17 protein-coding genes and 2 pseudogenes are annotated in these 16,038 nt (G+C 42.4%); 8 read left to right on the top strand and 11 right to left on the bottom strand.

The window, feature by feature from the left end:
• Window positions 1-12: 12 nt before the first annotated feature.
• The 5 genes and pseudogenes from cbiD to pyrH form a co-directional block, all read right to left on the bottom strand.
• Complete coding sequence (gene cbiD, locus MiAbW_RS12530; protein ID WP_151696384.1) at window positions 13-1,140, bottom strand: cobalt-precorrin-5B (C(1))-methyltransferase CbiD; 1,128 nt, start codon at window positions 1,138-1,140, stop codon at window positions 13-15.
• A 64-nt stretch (window positions 1,141-1,204) separates the two neighbouring features.
• A pseudogene (locus MiAbW_RS20120) lies at window positions 1,205-1,342 on the bottom strand (HepT-like ribonuclease domain-containing protein); the annotation flags it as partial.
• Between the two features lie 86 nt (window positions 1,343-1,428).
• A pseudogene (locus tag MiAbW_RS20705) lies at window positions 1,429-1,611 on the bottom strand (nucleotidyltransferase family protein); the annotation flags it as partial.
• A gap of 411 nt (window positions 1,612-2,022) precedes the next feature.
• The gene (gene frr, locus MiAbW_RS12515) at window positions 2,023-2,544 is read right to left on the bottom strand and encodes a ribosome recycling factor (RefSeq protein ID WP_221633151.1); all 522 of its coding nucleotides are present in this window, start codon (window positions 2,542-2,544) and stop codon (window positions 2,023-2,025) included.
• A gap of 13 nt (window positions 2,545-2,557) precedes the next feature.
• On the bottom strand, window positions 2,558-3,280 hold the full coding sequence (pyrH, locus tag MiAbW_RS12510) for a UMP kinase (protein WP_002762234.1): 723 nt from the start codon (window positions 3,278-3,280) through the stop codon (window positions 2,558-2,560).
• A 205-nt stretch (window positions 3,281-3,485) separates the two neighbouring features.
• On the opposite strand from pyrH, the gene MiAbW_RS12505 reads away from it, so the two are divergent.
• Window positions 3,486-4,067 carry a hypothetical protein gene (locus MiAbW_RS12505; protein WP_151696383.1) on the top strand — a complete coding sequence of 194 codons (582 nt, stop codon included), beginning with the start codon at window positions 3,486-3,488 and terminating at the stop codon, window positions 4,065-4,067.
• 3 nt (window positions 4,068-4,070) lie between these two features.
• On the opposite strand, the gene aroQ is transcribed toward MiAbW_RS12505, so the two are convergent.
• Entirely contained in the window at window positions 4,071-4,523 is a 453-nt protein-coding gene (aroQ, locus tag MiAbW_RS12500) for a type II 3-dehydroquinate dehydratase (RefSeq protein ID WP_151696382.1), read from the bottom strand.
• A 42-nt stretch (window positions 4,524-4,565) separates the two neighbouring features.
• Window positions 4,566-4,949 carry a hypothetical protein gene (locus MiAbW_RS12495; protein WP_151696381.1) on the bottom strand — a complete coding sequence of 128 codons (384 nt, stop codon included), beginning with the start codon at window positions 4,947-4,949 and terminating at the stop codon, window positions 4,566-4,568.
• 181 nt (window positions 4,950-5,130) lie between these two features.
• Here MiAbW_RS12495 and MiAbW_RS12490 point away from each other — a divergent pair, with 181 nt between their 5' ends.
• Entirely contained in the window at window positions 5,131-6,513 is a 1,383-nt protein-coding gene (locus MiAbW_RS12490) for an aromatic ring-hydroxylating dioxygenase subunit alpha (protein WP_151696380.1), read from the top strand.
• A 22-nt stretch (window positions 6,514-6,535) separates the two neighbouring features.
• Here MiAbW_RS12490 and MiAbW_RS12485 read toward each other — a convergent pair whose 3' ends face one another.
• Window positions 6,536-8,659, bottom strand: a complete 2,124-nt coding sequence (locus MiAbW_RS12485) for a serine/threonine-protein kinase (RefSeq protein ID WP_151696379.1) — start codon at window positions 8,657-8,659, stop codon at window positions 6,536-6,538.
• Window positions 8,660-8,856: 197 nt separating this feature from the next.
• Between MiAbW_RS12485 and MiAbW_RS12480 the strand changes: the two genes are divergently transcribed.
• The gene (locus MiAbW_RS12480; RefSeq protein WP_151696378.1) at window positions 8,857-9,525 is read left to right on the top strand and encodes a hypothetical protein; all 669 of its coding nucleotides are present in this window, start codon (window positions 8,857-8,859) and stop codon (window positions 9,523-9,525) included.
• A 357-nt stretch (window positions 9,526-9,882) separates the two neighbouring features.
• A complete protein-coding gene (locus MiAbW_RS12475) occupies window positions 9,883-11,454 on the top strand; it encodes a hypothetical protein (RefSeq protein ID WP_151696377.1) in 1,572 nt (523 codons plus the stop codon).
• A 209-nt stretch (window positions 11,455-11,663) separates the two neighbouring features.
• Here MiAbW_RS12475 and MiAbW_RS12470 read toward each other — a convergent pair whose 3' ends face one another.
• Window positions 11,664-12,116, bottom strand: a complete 453-nt coding sequence (locus tag MiAbW_RS12470; protein ID WP_151696376.1) for an SRPBCC family protein — start codon at window positions 12,114-12,116, stop codon at window positions 11,664-11,666.
• A 104-nt stretch (window positions 12,117-12,220) separates the two neighbouring features.
• On the opposite strand from MiAbW_RS12470, the gene MiAbW_RS12465 reads away from it, so the two are divergent.
• From MiAbW_RS12465 to MiAbW_RS12455, 3 genes are all read left to right on the top strand, one after another.
• Window positions 12,221-12,583, top strand: coding sequence for a cupin domain-containing protein (locus tag MiAbW_RS12465; RefSeq protein WP_151696375.1), 363 nt, complete (start codon window positions 12,221-12,223; stop codon window positions 12,581-12,583).
• Window positions 12,584-12,588: 5 nt separating this feature from the next.
• Window positions 12,589-13,428 (top strand): prephenate/arogenate dehydrogenase, encoded by an 840-nt coding sequence (locus tag MiAbW_RS12460; RefSeq protein ID WP_149987543.1) that lies wholly within the window; start codon window positions 12,589-12,591, stop codon window positions 13,426-13,428.
• A 76-nt stretch (window positions 13,429-13,504) separates the two neighbouring features.
• Window positions 13,505-13,963 (top strand): nitrate reductase associated protein, encoded by a 459-nt coding sequence (locus tag MiAbW_RS12455; RefSeq protein ID WP_151696374.1) that lies wholly within the window; start codon window positions 13,505-13,507, stop codon window positions 13,961-13,963.
• Between the two features lie 230 nt (window positions 13,964-14,193).
• Here MiAbW_RS12455 and MiAbW_RS12450 read toward each other — a convergent pair whose 3' ends face one another.
• Window positions 14,194-14,385, bottom strand: coding sequence for a DUF2949 domain-containing protein (locus MiAbW_RS12450; RefSeq protein WP_002738067.1), 192 nt, complete (start codon window positions 14,383-14,385; stop codon window positions 14,194-14,196).
• A gap of 269 nt (window positions 14,386-14,654) precedes the next feature.
• On the opposite strand from MiAbW_RS12450, the gene MiAbW_RS12445 reads away from it, so the two are divergent.
• Window positions 14,655-15,632 (top strand): glycosyltransferase, encoded by a 978-nt coding sequence (locus MiAbW_RS12445; protein ID WP_151696373.1) that lies wholly within the window; start codon window positions 14,655-14,657, stop codon window positions 15,630-15,632.
• A gap of 68 nt (window positions 15,633-15,700) precedes the next feature.
• Here the strand turns inward: MiAbW_RS12445 and MiAbW_RS12440 are convergent.
• Window positions 15,701-16,038 (bottom strand): GDP-mannose 4,6-dehydratase (locus MiAbW_RS12440; RefSeq protein ID WP_172967369.1); only part of this gene is annotated, 338 nt, incomplete at its 5' end.

Below are 16,038 nucleotides of genomic sequence, written 5' to 3'. Positions count from 1 at the left end.
ATCATAGCACGGTCACTGGGGAGTGACTTGTAGATTTTGCAAAAATTTAAGGCCATTTTCGCTTTTGCTGATCAAAGAACGAGAGCGATCGAATAAAATACAACCGACCCCAAGATGACCGTTACTGTGGTTATAAACGTATTCTTGGCAACGGCGATCGATAGTATTAGCCATTTCTCCATAGATGCGTTCCACCCAATTATCTCCCGTTTGCCGGTCTAATTGACGCAGATATTCCAGACCGTTTTCACTGGTGCTACTGTCAAAAATTTGCTGGAGATGGGGGGTAGCTAAACCCATTTTAGCGGCGTAGGCGGTGAGAATTTCCCGACGACCATCGGCGAGATGATGGTGAGTCTGAAAGATTCCCCCAGCAAGTTTAATTAATTTACCGTGATAACCAAACAAAAGAATTTCAGATATCCCCTGTAATTGGGCCTCTAATAACATCGGCCCGATCCAATTGGCTGTTTTTACCAAAATATCAGGATTAATCCCCATTTGAGGGGCTAAATCTAAGCCATTTTCCCCGATACAAAACACCAAGTGATCGAAACGAAGGGATAAAATTTTTAATTGCTCGCGAAAGATTTCCAACTGTCCGGGGGCGCTCAGGGGTTGGGAAATGCCAGTAGTACCCAACAAAGATAATCCCTCTACCACCCCAAAAGCGGCGTTAGAAGTCCTTGTGGCCAGTTTTTTGCCTTCCGGCAGGATAATCGTCACTTTGATGCTTTCTTGGGGCAGTAACAGGGGGCTGAGGTTTTCTTGCAGCAGACGCTGGGCATAACTATAAATAGCTGATTTTCCGCCATTATCAAGCTGTAGTCCGATTCCTTCGCCGCCTTGAATCTCTATCTCTTGATTACCCGTCTTTCTTTCTACTAACGCCCATATAGGGGTATTTCTAGTTAAATCTAAATTATCACCCGGATCGCTGCGGGTGATGGCTAGGGCAGCATCGTGGTTCAGTCGGGCAACTTGTTCGATGGCAATTGTAACGGCTTCTGGCGGTTCTAAAAGATTAAAAGTAACGGAATTTAGCTCATTTTCGCCGTGGAGATGCTGGAGAGAGGCGATCGCACTGGCACAGGCAAAAACTGGTAAAGTGTAACCGGAACGGGGTGGGGAGATAGACATGAATAGGGACTATAGCCAATCAAATTAGCCGTGATCTGATTATAGAACTAGGGGGCAACCGCTGCTATTTTTCTCGAAACCCTGCAATTTTACGCCAAGTAATTTCAGGATATTTTTTTCTAATCTCAGGAGAGAGTTGTTTAACAGCTTCTCCAATGACTTCAAAACAGCGAATCACAGCATCTTGAATTAATAAAGATTGATAGAATCTGCCTTTTCCCTCCTATGTATAAGATTCGATTCGTTCAATTCTATCTAAAATATCACCTAAATAAATTAAGTCATCCTTCATAAAGGAATCACCTCTTTCATGATTCTTTCCCGAAAACAATCTCGTAAACTGTTAATAGTAGCCACATCAACTTTACAGCCTAAATAATCTTCTAAGTCTTGAATTAAACCAATTCTATCTAATAAGTTGCGCCATTGTTCCATTTCTACTAAAAAGTCAATATCACTGTCATTTCTCTCTTCTTCTCTGGCAACTTATCCAAATATTAGAATATTAAATGCTCCATGTTTTCGAGCAATTTTTATAAAATTTTCTCGTTTTTCTTGAAGAATTTGATAGCGTTTCATTTTTATAATTTACCGAATATTTTTTAAGCAAGATGATTTTTTTCTACAATAATTAGAGAATTGTACCCGCATATAATACCATTTTTTTTATTCATGGCAGGTATCTTAATCCCCTCTCCCAGAACGTTAGAGGGATTGGGGGTGAGGGCAATTAACCATTTCTGGCATTACTTGTGAAAAATGTTATAAGTAACTGAAAGACTTCATCCCCAAACCTTCTCACTCCCCTATAGCTTTTACCTAGGGATAAAAAGCTAAATAGAACAGACAAAAAGCCTGTTCTATCCCTTAGGAGAAAAAAAATTAAACGGTCATGATATCCTTTTCTTTTGTCGTTAATAAATCCTCGATTTTGGCGATAAATTTATCGGTGGATTTCTGCACTTGATCCTGTAAATCCCTGGATTCATCCTCAGAAATTTCGTGACTTTTCTCCTGTTTACGGATAGCATCGATCGCATCCCGGCGAATATTGCGGATAGCCACCTTTCCCTCTTCGGACAATTTTGCCGCTAATTTGACCAATTCCTTGCGGCGATCGCTAGTGAGAGGAGGGATATTTAAACGAATGGTCTGACCGTCATTACTGGGAGTTAAACCCACGTCCGAGAGAGAAATCGCCTTTTCGATCGCCCCCATACTGGTACGATCGAAAGGTTGAATGGCGATCGTGGTTGCGTCGGGAGTGCTAATAGTGGCCAGGGACTTGAGGGGAGTTTCCATGCCATAATACTCCACCACGATCCGATCTAAAAGAGAGGCATTTGCGCGGCCGGTACGAATCGTATTAAAAGCTCTCTGGGTCGATTCGACGGTTTTCTGCATATGGTCTTGAACTTCAGCTAACTTCACAGAATCCTCCTACCAATGTTCCAACGGGTTCACCTTTGACAGCGCGAACAATATTACCTGTCACCGACAGATCGAAAACGACTATCGGGATATTATTTTCCTTGCACAGAGCGATCGCCGTTCCGTCCATCACCCGCAGATCATGGGTCAGCACATGACCGTAGGTGAGACTTTGAAAGCGTCGCGCGTTAGGGTTGTGGGAGGGATCGGAATCATAAACTCCATCCACTTTCGTCGCTTTAAACACCACTTCCGCATCGATTTCGGCAGCGCGCAGGGCTGCCGTGGTATCGGTGGTAAAGAAAGGATTACCCGATCCCGCACCGAAAACCACCACCCGACCTTTTTCCAGATGACGGATTGCCCGCCGGCGGATGTAGGGTTCAGCTAATTCCTGCATAGCGATCGCCGTTAATACCCTGGTCGGTACTTGCGCTCGTTCTAGGGCATCCTGCAAGGTCATAGCGTTCATGACTGTTGCTATCATACCAATATAATCGGCCGTAGCCCGATCCATGCCGGCCGAGGCGGCTTTCACCCCGCGAAAAATATTGCCCCCACCGACCACGATCGCCAATTGGATGCCTTGGTCAACCACTTCGGAAATTTCCTGGGCGATAGCGGAAACCACCATCGGGTCGATCCCATAGCCGAGATTGCCCATCAGGGCTTCCCCACTCAGTTTTAATAATACCCGCTTGTACGCCATGCCCTTACTACCACTCGCTAAAACAAGATCTAGATAATTTTTGTCTCCCCATAAGATAGCAGGTTTTGGCCTTGATTTAAGTTGACCAGTCCACTCTCCCAAATAGACCAGAAGTTAAACTTAATAAATCTTTTCGTTGGGAAATTGGTATTTAGTGATACCTTTGTTATCAAGGGAAGCTTAGTTTTATTGAGAATTAATAACCGTGGTCAGCGATCGATTACTATTGGTTAACAAAAACAATCAAAAGGCTGCTAAAACCGATACCTTTGATTGGGTGTATGGGTTTCAGGATGGAACTCGTCTGATGGGCAAGGTTTGCGGTTACTTAGATCCCGACAGTAATCGTCTTCTCGATCCCGAAAACTGCAGCGCCATCTACCAGAATGCCCAAGGACAAGTCCTTAGTCGTTGGCAAGCTGGAGACTTTATCGCTTTTGAACTAACCACCACCGGGGAAGATATCCTGATCGTGGCTTCTAATGATAATTGTGTTAGTAATAGTCTCTGTTTGGTTTCAGGGATTAGTCGCAGCTGCGCCCAAGTTAGCGATGAAGGAAAATCCCTCGTCCGGGAGGTTTTTCAATACCCTGCTTGGTCTTTGCAAGGGGATAATAGCAATTCTAAGCCGGCTTTCAGTTGGAATTGTTCCGTATCTCCCTTTTTCCCCTTTGTTTCCCTACGTTTTAATCTCCAGTCCACCAGCAGCAAAAAATTCTATCGTTGGACGGTTTCCCCCTATTTTCCCTTTTGTCCCCTCTTAGAAGTAGGAGAATCCCTTGCCTAATCATCATTCTCTATTCTTTTGCAAATAATCGACTAATGCCCATAATCCTAGGCGATAACTTTCGGCCCCAAAACCGCTAATCTGTCCGATGGCTATATCGGCAATGTAGGAATGATGACGAAAAGACTCGCGTTTGTAAATATTGCTTAAGTGTACTTCCACACAGGCCATTTTTGTGCCTAAGAGTGCGTCACGGATGGCGATACTGGTATGAGTATAAGCTCCCGCATTAATCAAAATACCATGCTGCTGACCCCATGCTTGCTGAATCCAGTCCACTAATTGCCCTTCTTGATTGGACTGGTACGCGGTTAAATTCACCCCTAAACGGGTAGCTTCTTCGCTTAAAAACTGGTTAATCGTCTCTAAATTAACGTTACCGTAGAGATTCGGCTCTCTTTTCCCCAATAGGTTTAAATTCGGCCCATGCAGAACCAGAATGCTTAGTTTATTCACAAATCTCCCCCATCTAGACCACGAGAATTAATCTTATCTCGATCAGGGACTATTGCCGATCAATAACATTTTTGCTGCTACGGTAATCACCGCACCAATGGTAGCACTGAGCGCACCGACGATGATCGGCAGAATCAGACCTCGGAATCTCTGGAGGTCAGAAATAGCTTTAATCATGGTAGCCTGCTCATTTTCCACCTTTTCGAGTCGTTTATCCATCCCTCCGACTTTCTCGGTTAAAGCAACCAATCCTATCTCTACTTTATTTAATCTTTCATCGATTTTGTCAAAGCACTCATCAATCTTGTCAAATTTTTGATTAACGTCCCTTTGTAGATTGTCTATTTTTTGACTAACATCCTTAACGCTGTCTTTGATATCCTTTAAGACAGTTTCTAGGGAATAAGTGACGGTTTCTCCGGACATTCTGGTAAACTCCCTTTAGTTTTATCTTGATATTTCTCCCATTCTCGCTTTATCCATGGGAGATATCACCCCAAAATATAGCCCCAGTGTTTGTTTCCCCAGCAGATCCCGGCATCTGTCCCCTTTTATCGATTAAATTTGTTAGATTTTGGAGGAGAAATGTTAACTTATTTTAAAATTTATGCTGACCAGCACTGCTACCTATCCCGTCGGGGGAACCGATAGCGATCGCTTTGATTGTCGTCAAGTTTGGTATCCTATCTACTACGTCAAAGATTTAGACAAAAAGCAGCCCCAACGCTTTACCCTACTAGAAGAGGATTTAGTGATTTGGTGGGACAAAAATAAGCAAGAATGGCGAGTTTTTGAGGATAAATGTCCCCATCGCTTGGCTCCTCTCTCAGAAGGTCGTCTTAACGAAAGCGGACACCTAGAATGTCCCTATCACGGTTGGTCTTTTTCCGGAGGAGGAAACTGTGAATTTATTCCCCAACAACCAGAAAACAGTCAAGCTAACACCTCTCGACGCGCTTGTGTGCGGTCTTTGCCCACGGCTATCCGTCAGGGATTATTATTCGTTTATGCGGGTAATCCCGAAAATGCTCCCCTGACTGCGATTCCAATTATTGAACCCATGGAGGAGGATGGTGATGCTTGGATTTGTTTGGATACCTTCCGAGATCTACCCTACTCAGCCGTCACTTTAATCGAAAATATTATCGATTCTAGTCATGTTCCCTATACTCATCATCTCACCATCGGTAATCGGGCCAATGCCGCTCCTATGGAGTTAGAAATTATCGAGTCCAATCGTCAGGGATTTAAGGGAATTTGGCCCGAAGGACCGCGTAAAGGTCAATTAGGTCAGCAATACAGCAATTTTATCGCGCCCGGATTAATTTACCACGATCTCACCTCGGAAAAGTTCGGACGGACTTTAACCGCAGTCTATGCAACTCCGATCCGTCAGGGAGAATGTCGTCTCTTTGCTCGTTTTCCCTTTAAATTTAACTCTAAGCTGCCGAAATTTTTCATTAAGCTTACCCCTACTTGGTATTCCCACATCAATCAAAACGCTATTCTTGAAGATGATCATATTTTCCTCTACTATCAAGAGCGTTATCTGCAAGCTCAGGGGGATAGTCAGAATTTTAGTCAAGCTTGTTATCTCCCCACCAAAGCGGATTTATTCGTGTTCGAGTATCGCAATTGGGTTAATCAATACCAAGCTGATCCTTTTGCCGGTCAACCTTTCCCCCCCCTACAATCAAAAGAGATTCTCCTGGAACGCTATCAGTCACATACCAAAAATTGTGCTGTTTGTCAAGGTACTTTAAAAAATATTAATCGTCTCCGGGGGTTAACATTAGCGATCGCCATTATTCTTGGTCTATCTTTACCACTTTTAGCCCTAATTTTCGCTCAATCGTCCCTTGTTCCCGTGACAGTGCTGACAGTATTAACTGTTATTATGGTGGCAGTTTATTGGCGCTTGGGAGAACTGAAAAAACAGTTTTATCAAGGACGGGAATTATTGCCGAGAAATACTGGTAAAAAGCGATAAAGCTGCCGAAAAAGAGCGGAAGTTAGGGAACAGGTTCCTCATTATCCACTTTGGGGGTTTGGTTTTGGGGAGATTGCTGAAGTTCTTGCCAGCGAGTTTCTGCCAGTTGTTTTTGTGTTTGCACTTCTCGGTCATTAGAACGATAACGAAGTGATTCTTGATAAGCTTGAATCGCTCGCTCGTATTGACCGAGTTTAAAGCAGCTATTGCCTAAACTTTTCCAGGTTTCGGGGTTATCCTTTTGTCTTTGAATCGCCTGTTGATAGGCGGTTATGGCTTGAGAATAGTCGCCTAAACGATACCAAGCGTTACCGATACCGATAAAAACTTCGGCTTTTTGGGAAGAAATACGGCGAGCTTTTTCGTAGGATGCGATCGCTTCTTGAAATCTTTCCATTTGATGAAGTAATGCCCCTTGATTTAACCAAGCTTGATAATAATTAGAATTGGCCTCAGTTGCTTGCGTAAATGCCTCCAAAGCTTCTAACTTGCGGCCCAATTTTTGTAAAACAATCCCTTGACTATAGTGAGCCTGGGAAAATTGGGGATTAAATTGTCCGGCTTTGCTATAACTTTCTAAAGCCTCATTAATTTTATTTAATTGATACAAACTATTACCTTTTTGATACCAAATTAAGGCATTATCTGACTCGATCGCTAGAGCCTGATCATAGGCTTTAACTGCTCCTTCGTAATCCTCAAGATTTTGTAATGACCAGCCTTTTTTATACCATACTTTGGCATCATTTTGTTGAAAAGTTAACAATTTGTCAAGAGCTTTTTGGGCTGCGGAATATTGTTGCAGTTCTAGATAGATATCGGCCTTACCTTGCCAAGCTTGACTAGCGGCAGGATTAAGAGATAAGACCCGCTCAAAACTTTCTAAAGCCTCTTGATTTTTGCCTAATTTATCTAAAGCTTGCCCGCGACCGAGCCAAGCTGCCCAAGCGGAATCTGGGTTAATTTGAATAGCTTTTTCGTAGGTATTTAAAGCCTCCGAGTATCTTTTTAAAGCCAATAAAGCATCAGCTTTTCCTTGCAATGCCTCAAGATAATCGGGATTGATTTTTAAGGCTTGACCATAGGAATTAAGGGCATCGGTATAACGTTTAAGTTGATAAAAAGTCTGACCTTGTTGATAGTAACCAAGAGAATTGCGAGAATTTTGCCAATAGTCAAAACCCAGATAAGCACTTGCTATTAAGCCAATTGTCCCAGAGAAAAACAGGATTTTTGTTAGCCAAGATTTACCTTGACGAGCAACTCGACCTTGCGATTTCACCACATGGGTAGTTTTCGGAGCGAGATGATGAATTTTCCCTAATTTTCTCAGAGCGATTAATGCTTCACTGGCACTGGTATAACGCTGACGAAAATCATAGCAGATCATGCGATCAATAACATAACTAAACTCTGGGCTAGTCATAGCCAAATGTTGCCAGAGAATTTCTCCCGTGCGAGCATCGAGTGGAATATCTTCGGGATTTTTACCAGTTAAAGCTTGTAATCCAATAATACCGGCGGCATAAATATCGCTACTAAAACGCGGATAACCTTGGGCCTGTTCACTAGGGAAATAACCGGGGGTACCAATAGCGACTGTAGAAACGGTTTTACCTTCTTTAACTACTTGAGTGCTAATTTGTTTGACAGCACCAAAATCAATTAAAACCAATTGATCATCTTGCCTGCGACGAATAAGATTGAAGGGATTAACATCACGATGGATCACCTGTTTCTGATGGACAAATTCCAGAATTGAGAGAATTTCTGTTAATAAAGCCACCACTTTCCCTTCATTTTGCCCATAGACACCAGCAGTAATTTCTGTGGCTAAATCTTCCCCTTCAATGTATTCTTGCACGAGGAAAAATTGCCCATTTTCCTCAAAATAAGCAAATAAACGGGGAATATGGCGATGAATGCCCAATTCTTGCAGGATTTTCGCCTCGGTTTCAAACAGTCGTCTAGCGATGGCTACAGTTTCGGCATCCCGGCACTGGGGTTGAAATTGTTTGATCACACAGCGATTTTGATTGGGCAACTGGCGATCGCAGGACAAAAAAGTCTGTCCGAATCCCCCTTTTCCCAATTGACGGATAATTTGGTAGCGATGACTAAGGATTTTTCCGGCAGCGAGTTCCATAGACGATGGCAATCCAAGGTTTTTTACTATTCTAGGCTTTTCGGCTCTCTTTTGCGGTCGGCGGAAATTCTCCCATTCTACTTTTTTCCCTATAGAGAGGGAAAAAATTCCCTGTGGAGGGGACTGACATGACAGACAGAAAAAAATAATCTAGAAATAGAGAAAGTTCACTGTTGTTTTTTGAGAGGATAACCCCTATGTCTATGAATCCTGTTACTAGAGCCAGCACAGCTTTACTGATTACCCTGCTCATGGGTTCCATGTCCGGTACTTTTCCCGTCCTTGCTCAAAGTAATATTAATCGGCAACGTCTCATCGCTCAACAAATCTCGATTCCGGTGGGAACAGTTATCCCTTTGAATTACGAGAAAGCTGATAAAATTTTAGTTTCTAAAAGTGATGTTATTCCTCTGACTTTAACCGTAGCCAGAGATATTCGTAACCGGAATGGGATTGTGGTGATTGCAGCGGGAAGTGAAGTCAAGGGTACTTTAGAAGCGGCGGGCCGAGGTGTGCGGTTTATTGCCGATGAAATTCGCATTGATGGGGGTAATCGCACCCTTCCCCTCAATGCTACTTCCCGATTAATTACTACCACTGAAACCGTGCGTAAAGGGGCAAAAACTCAAGATATCTTAGGGGGAACCGTGGCTGGCGCGGGGGCAGCTACAGCGATCGCTGCTCTTACAGGCGATCGCAAGATCGAAGTTCTCGATGTCTTAGCGGGGGCAGCCGTGGGAACCCTTGCCGGATGGGGTTTACCGACGGCAGGAATTGTCGGTGGTAGTTCCGCACAGTTATACTCTGTTAACCCCGATCGAGATTTAAATATTACCCTGCAATCGCCCCTAGTGATCAGAGATTAGTGAACGGCAAACCATGACCAAATCCCTCTGCTGGCGGATTTGGTCTCAACTCTGATTCTTTGTGTGATCAGTTTAACTTATATAGGAGGGATCAATCTTTGTGTCCTTTGTGTCTTTGTGGTTCCTTCCACTCGCTCGTCGGCAGGACTGTATTTTAGAATACATTTTACCCACCAAACCGAAGAGAACCCCATCTGTCCCCAAAAAATTTTGTTGAGCGAGTGTGTCCAGTTTATCAACAACGCTATAATTCCGACTTGGGTAGGGCTAGAAATTTGCGCTACCATGCGAAGATAACCATTCGGGGATACGGTCGCGAAGCTACCAGACAATTTTAGGATAAAAATACCGACACTTATGGGGAAATCAATCAATAAAGTCCGAGTAACAGCACTGATTTTAGGGATTCTAGCGATCGCCTTTGCCTTTTTCACCAGGATTGTCAGTATTTTTGAATACGTTACCTTCGATATCGGACCCGATCCCGATCAGATTAGCGGTGGTTACTTTTGGATGGATATGTGGAAGGGAAACTTTCCTCAATTAGGACCCGCAGGGGGGGGTGGAAAATATGGATTCGTAATTCCTCCCCTCTATGGTTATTTAGCGTTCCCTCTGACAATTTTCGGTACCGCTCCCGAATTTCAAGTCCTTACCAATGGCCTATTTTCTTTTCTATCGATTCCCCTCTTAATCTACTTTGTTTATCAACTTTTGGAAAATGTAGAACAAGATAAACGTCTTCTCCTGTCCAGTTTGGCAGGATTTTGGTATAGCACGATTTATGCGGACTATTTCATTAATAATTTTGCCTGGGCCCCTAGCCCAATACCCTTTTTCCTGCTCGTTTTTGCTTTACTCTATCGGTTCCAGATGGAAACGAGTAAGCCGCTGCTCTATCAGGCTATAGCTTGGATATTCTTCGGGATTACCGTCGCTATATTGGTGAGTTTACACACCACCACGATGTTAATTATCCCAGTGACTTGTGTTATTGCCTGTCTATGGTTTGTTTATCGCAATCGCAAGAATACTCGTAAATGTCTTTTGCCTTTTCTATCGATTCTCTCGGCAAATCTCGCCTTATTTATGTATTGGCACAGTGAGATCGTTCGGAATTTCGCTAATACGAGGGGAATCGTGAGAGCACTCACGGCGAAGGGGGCGAGCGGTGAACCATCGAGCAATCTGTTCACTCGTCTATTTAAAGCGATTTTGGAAACGGTTTATCTGGGCAATCAAGTATTTTTTTTGAATGACAATATATCGATTTTCAATGTTGTAGTTTCGGTGATTTTTTTCGGCATTTCTCTATACATAGTCATCAAAAAATATCGAGGCAATAAAACACTGATCGGCTTTTTGGCGATTACTTGGATAATTTTTCTCTATGCTTCCTCTAATTATCCTGATGAGCATTTTTATTCCCATCGTAAAATCTTACTCTGGTTTGCTCCTATCCTCTTGGCGATCGCTAGTCTGGCCTATCTAAACTTTACTAAGACTTTCGACAGGATCCTCGGTCTAGTTCTAGCAATTATCATCGGCTATTCTATCGCAACTAATCTCTATTTCAATCAACGTTATCTTGCTAGTAAATACGGTTCCGAAAGACTCCTATCCGTGGCCGATACAGTGGCAATTATCAATCAGATTCCGGTCGGTTCAACCCTTTGTGATCCAGCCAAGAAAGGCAAAAGAAAAGAGCATGGTCAGTACGATTATATCGATACCTTTATGACCAAAAGAGAGCTAAAGATCACCAATGCTTGCCCATCGGGTAGTTATTACATACAGCCGAAATTTAAAATGGCTATCCAAATGAACGATTTATTTCCAATTTTTACCCTCGTCAAAACTCCCCCTCTCGATCGCCCGATGACTCCCCTTCTTGAAACCCCGGAAGCCTATCTCTATAAAATCGAGTAGCAATAACTCAACCGTGATAGCGGAATTTGCTGGGGATATTCTTAGGAAGTTTTCCTTTTGGGGAGTCGGTTGTCGGTAGTCAGCAATAAGCTGTACTGCATTTAAACCTAGTATTGATTTTAGTACAAATGCTCAGACCGACTCTCCCTGCTCATAGACAGTCTTAACGAGCAATTTAGCTAGTCAAAAGCTTATTACCGGTGATTACCTCACCTTGGCTGCGTATTATTGACAATATTGAGCGCATAAAGGCGAAAACGCTCTAGATCGGCTTGCAGGGTTGATTCCACCACTCGACCGAGGAAAAGATTATCCATCAATTTTCCTAACCAACCGGGTATAGCATAGGCTGCTGTCAGTCGCACAATACTCCTACCATGACGGTCATAAAAACGAATCGCCCCGCGGTTAGGTAAACCATCTACAGATTCCCATTGAATTATCTGGTGGGGGACAATTTTCATTATCCGTGACAACCAAGTAAATTCTAGACCACCACTGGCTAACTTCCAACGGGAAAGTTCTGGCTCCTCCTCGAGAATTTTCACAGATTCGATCCATTTCATCCAGTGGGGCATTTGTTCTAAATCTGACCAGAGCTCCCAAACCAGATCGATCGGCGCGTCCACTTCTACCTGTACACTATGTTCTAACCAAGTCATTCGTTAATTCTGGCGATGCTGAATATTTCTATGATAACGGCTATTAGTCTTTAGCTTTTGACTCAATGATAAAATAAAAACAATCTTCGAGGTTTAATTCTACCATGTTAATCAGAAAACTGCTCGAATGCGAGGAATTCATCGCCGGTGATCATACCCGATTGCGGGAGTTATTGCATCCCGATAAACAGCCGTTAAATCTACGTTATAGTTTAGCCCACGCCCGGGTGGATGTGGGGGAAACTTCTACTCCCCACGCTTTAAAAACTGCGGAAGTTTATTATATTCTGCAAGGACAAGGGGAAATGCACATCGATGAGGAAGTGCAATTAGTGACTGTCGGTGCTGCCATTTATATACCTCCTCTAGCTAAACAATATATTCATAATTGTGGAGAGGAAACCTTAGTTTTCTTGTGCATTGTCGATCCTGCTTGGCGAGTGGAAGACGAAATTATCTTTGAGTAAAACTAATGAATATTGGCATTATTGGACTGGGTTTAATCGGGGGTTCCTTGGGGTTAGATTTACAATCACAAGGTTATAAGGTTTTGGGAGTTTCTCGTCAACAATCCACCTGTGATATCGCTGTACAAAAAGGAGTGGTAGATGAATCTAGTACCAGTTTAGAATTATTGGCTACTGCCGATTTAATCTTTATTTGTACTCCCATACATTTAATTGTGCCAACTTTGCAAAAATTAACTCCCTATTTAAAACCCCAAGCCATTGTCACCGATGTGGGATCGGTTAAAGGGGCAATTGTGGCCAATTGTAGTCGATTATGTCCGAATTTTGTCGGTAGTCATCCTATGGCTGGGAAAACCGAACAGGGAATTAATGCAGCACAATTGGGTTTATTTGTCAATACCCCCTATCTGATTACTCCCCTCGAATCTACTCCTGATTTTGCCGTGGAAATCTTAACCGAAATAGTACAAAAATTAGGCTGTAAAATTTATTATTCTTCCCCCGAAGAACACGATCAAGCCGTGGCCTGGATTTCCCATCTGCCAGTAATGATTAGTACCAGTTTAATCCAAGCTTGTGCGAAAGAACAAGACCTGAATATTCGCCAATTAGCGGAAAATTTAGCTAGTTCTGGTTTTCGCGATACCAGTCGCGTCGGTGGCGGTAATCCCGAATTAGGTTTAATGATGGCTAAATACAATCGTCAAGCTTTATTGATATCCTTGACAAATTATCGGCAAAATCTTGATCAAATTATTGACTATATTGCAGGAGAAAAATGGCAGGAACTAGAGGAAATTCTCGTCTCTAGTCATCAAGATCGAGCCAATTTTATTCAATAAAAATAACATTTTGTCCCTAGCAATTATCCCACGGCACTGTATCATAGATTTATACTAAGCAACCCAATGAAATGATATGACCACCTTTTTCGACTTTGAAGCCGAATTTGTTGACTCCTTACGTTGTATCCCGATGACCGTGAGAATGAAACTAGATACCTGTGGAGTTAAATTAAAATTATCCCATTGGATGCAGTTGAGTCAACCAGAAAGAATGGTATTAGTTAATATGGCTTGTACGACGGCAGCAGAAGCCAAAATTTATCGAGATTTTCTGCAAAAATTAATCACCGAAAAAACCGGTACTCCTCCAGGAGAAGTAGCAATAGATCCGCATCCTCCTTGGCTAGATGATAGCCAGATTCCCAATACAATCCTAGAAAAAGCTAAAGAATTCCAGATCGAAATTAGTTTAGAACAATGGCAAAAATTGCAACCATCCCAACGTTTTGCCCTGATTAAACTCAGTCGTCCCAGTCACGAAAATCTCAACTTCTATCCAGCCCTGAAAGAGTTCCATATAGTCGATGCCTAACTCAAGAACCTAGGACAGATTACAGCAGTTATCTTAATATCGATCTCGAATGCAAAGTAGGGGAAACAGCAGATAATAGCCAGTTTAATTAGTCCCAGCAAAGGGGAGGTTTTCTGCTATGGTAAACCTTAATGGGACTTAATAAATAAATTGCAGGACATTGCAGCTCTGGAACTTGGTCAATTCTCTTAATAAAAATGATAATTAATGAGCATATTCTTGGAAAATAATTATACAGTTTCCATCCAGTCAAAAACTTGATTCAATTGCGACAAATCGATTAAACCGTACTGCCATAAAACCATCGGCAAAGAACCCACCGATGCTTCACAGAGACGCACAGCCATATCGAGGGAACGGGGGGAAATGGCTAATTTCTCCAAGAGGAAAGTGCGGAGTTGTTTTTGTTGATGAGCTTCCATGACTAAGGATCATTTGTAATGATAATCTGATTATTGAATAACTTATCCTCTATTAAAAAGAGATGCTTCCCTCACGGGGATCACCCAATTGGGTGATTTTGTCGACCAATCGCAATAATTTAAGAGTTTATCCATAATATGTCCTACTATCCCGAAATTGCCAGTGGGGATATCAACACTTCCTTGACGTAGAAAAATGAGAAAGGGGAGCTTTTGGGATAAGCTATTGATAACCTAGTTTTTGCTCAAGTAGGAGAGAATTGCCCTCAATGAGTCATGATCCTCAAGTTTCCGTGATTATTCCTTGCTATAATCAAGGTCGCTATCTCGATGATGCGATCGCATCTGTTTTAGTGCAAACATACCAAAACTTTGAAATCCTCGTCATTGATGATGGATCCACAGAACCAGAAACCATCGAGGTTTTACAAGATTATCAACAGCCAAAAACTAGGATCATCCGCACAGAAAATCAAGGGGTTGCCACAGCGAGAAATCTAGGAATTGCCCAAGGACAAGGAACCTATATTCTTCCTCTTGATGCCGATGATAAAATTGCCGATTCCTATCTAGAAAAAGCGGTTACTTTGCTGGAAGGTAATGAGCAATTAGGTATAGTTTATTGCGAAGCGGAGTATTTTGGCGATAGACAAGGAATTTGGCCGCTACCTGAGTATAAATTTCCCGATATATTAGTAGATAATATGATATTTTGCTCTGGTTTGTTTCGGAAATCCGATTGGGAAACTGTGGGCGGCTATAATAGCAATTTAATTTATGGTTGGGAAGATCACGATTTTTGGTTATCTCTGATCGAATTAGGTCGAGAAGTCTATCGTATCCCAGAAGTGTTATTTTTCTATCGGCAAAAAGCTGATTCTATGAGTCGCTCAATGACCGCAGAACACTATATTTATTCCTACACCCAACTCTTTTATAATCATCCCCAACTTTACTCCCAAAATATCCAAGCCATTTTTGCTGCTTTAGTCACCCTAAAAGTCGATATATTTGCTCAGTTAGAACAGGCTAGAGAACGAATTAAACAATTAGAAATCCATGAACAAGAATTGCAACAAGACTTGCAAAAAAACCAATTTGATTATCGAGAAAGAGACGAGGAATTGCAAAAAGCTAAAAGTAAAATAGCCGCCATGGAAAAAAGTAAATTCTGGCAAATGAGAAGGGCTTGGATTAAAATGCAAAAATTGCTAGGTTTCCTGGAAAAAGACCCTATTTATTCCTAAAAGTCAGGCAAAAATGGTGATGGATCAAGACGGGGGTGGGCTGCCCTTCCCTAACCCACCTGACTTTATTAATCGACGGCAATTAAGGAACGATTGCGAAGATAAGCCAAATCTTTTAATAACTGTTGGCTATCACCACCGTTATTAAGATTAATCCCCAAAGCCGCTAAATCCGCATCTACCATTAATTTTACCAGCCCCTCGAATGTCACCGACGGTTGCCAGCCTAATTTCTCCCTAGCTTTTGTGGAATCCCCTATCAATAAATCCACTTCCGCCGGACGCAAATAACGTTCGTCAAACTCCACATAATCCTGCCAATTTAAATTAACGTATTGGAAAGAAATATCGAGAAACTCCCGGATAGAATAGGTTTCATTTGTCGCCACCACATAATCATCCGGTT

The organism is Microcystis aeruginosa NIES-4325 (assembly GCF_008974145.1).
Lineage (GTDB): Bacteria > Cyanobacteriota > Cyanobacteriia > Cyanobacteriales > Microcystaceae > Microcystis > Microcystis aeruginosa_G.
The sequence above is the reverse complement of the archived record's forward strand: the minus strand, read 5'-3'. Positions and strand labels throughout refer to the sequence as shown.

Coding starts and splice junctions, on each gene's coding strand:
- cbiD (WP_151696384.1), bottom strand. CDS start 1,140: ATGTCTATCTCCCCACCCCGTTCCGGTTACACTTTACCAGTTTTTGCC.
- frr (WP_221633151.1), bottom strand. CDS start 2,544: ATGCAGAAAACCGTCGAATCGACCCAGAGAGCTTTTAATACGATTCGT.
- pyrH (WP_002762234.1), bottom strand. CDS start 3,280: ATGGCGTACAAGCGGGTATTATTAAAACTGAGTGGGGAAGCCCTGATG.
- MiAbW_RS12495 (WP_151696381.1), bottom strand. CDS start 4,949: ATGTCCGGAGAAACCGTCACTTATTCCCTAGAAACTGTCTTAAAGGAT.
- MiAbW_RS12490 (WP_151696380.1), top strand. CDS start 5,131: ATGCTGACCAGCACTGCTACCTATCCCGTCGGGGGAACCGATAGCGAT.
- MiAbW_RS12485 (WP_151696379.1), bottom strand. CDS start 8,659: ATGGAACTCGCTGCCGGAAAAATCCTTAGTCATCGCTACCAAATTATC.
- MiAbW_RS12480 (WP_151696378.1), top strand. CDS start 8,857: ATGTCTATGAATCCTGTTACTAGAGCCAGCACAGCTTTACTGATTACC.
- MiAbW_RS12475 (WP_151696377.1), top strand. CDS start 9,883: ATGGGGAAATCAATCAATAAAGTCCGAGTAACAGCACTGATTTTAGGG.
- MiAbW_RS12470 (WP_151696376.1), bottom strand. CDS start 12,116: ATGACTTGGTTAGAACATAGTGTACAGGTAGAAGTGGACGCGCCGATC.
- MiAbW_RS12465 (WP_151696375.1), top strand. CDS start 12,221: ATGTTAATCAGAAAACTGCTCGAATGCGAGGAATTCATCGCCGGTGAT.
- MiAbW_RS12460 (WP_149987543.1), top strand. CDS start 12,589: ATGAATATTGGCATTATTGGACTGGGTTTAATCGGGGGTTCCTTGGGG.
- MiAbW_RS12455 (WP_151696374.1), top strand. CDS start 13,505: ATGACCACCTTTTTCGACTTTGAAGCCGAATTTGTTGACTCCTTACGT.
- MiAbW_RS12450 (WP_002738067.1), bottom strand. CDS start 14,385: ATGGAAGCTCATCAACAAAAACAACTCCGCACTTTCCTCTTGGAGAAA.
- MiAbW_RS12445 (WP_151696373.1), top strand. CDS start 14,655: ATGAGTCATGATCCTCAAGTTTCCGTGATTATTCCTTGCTATAATCAA.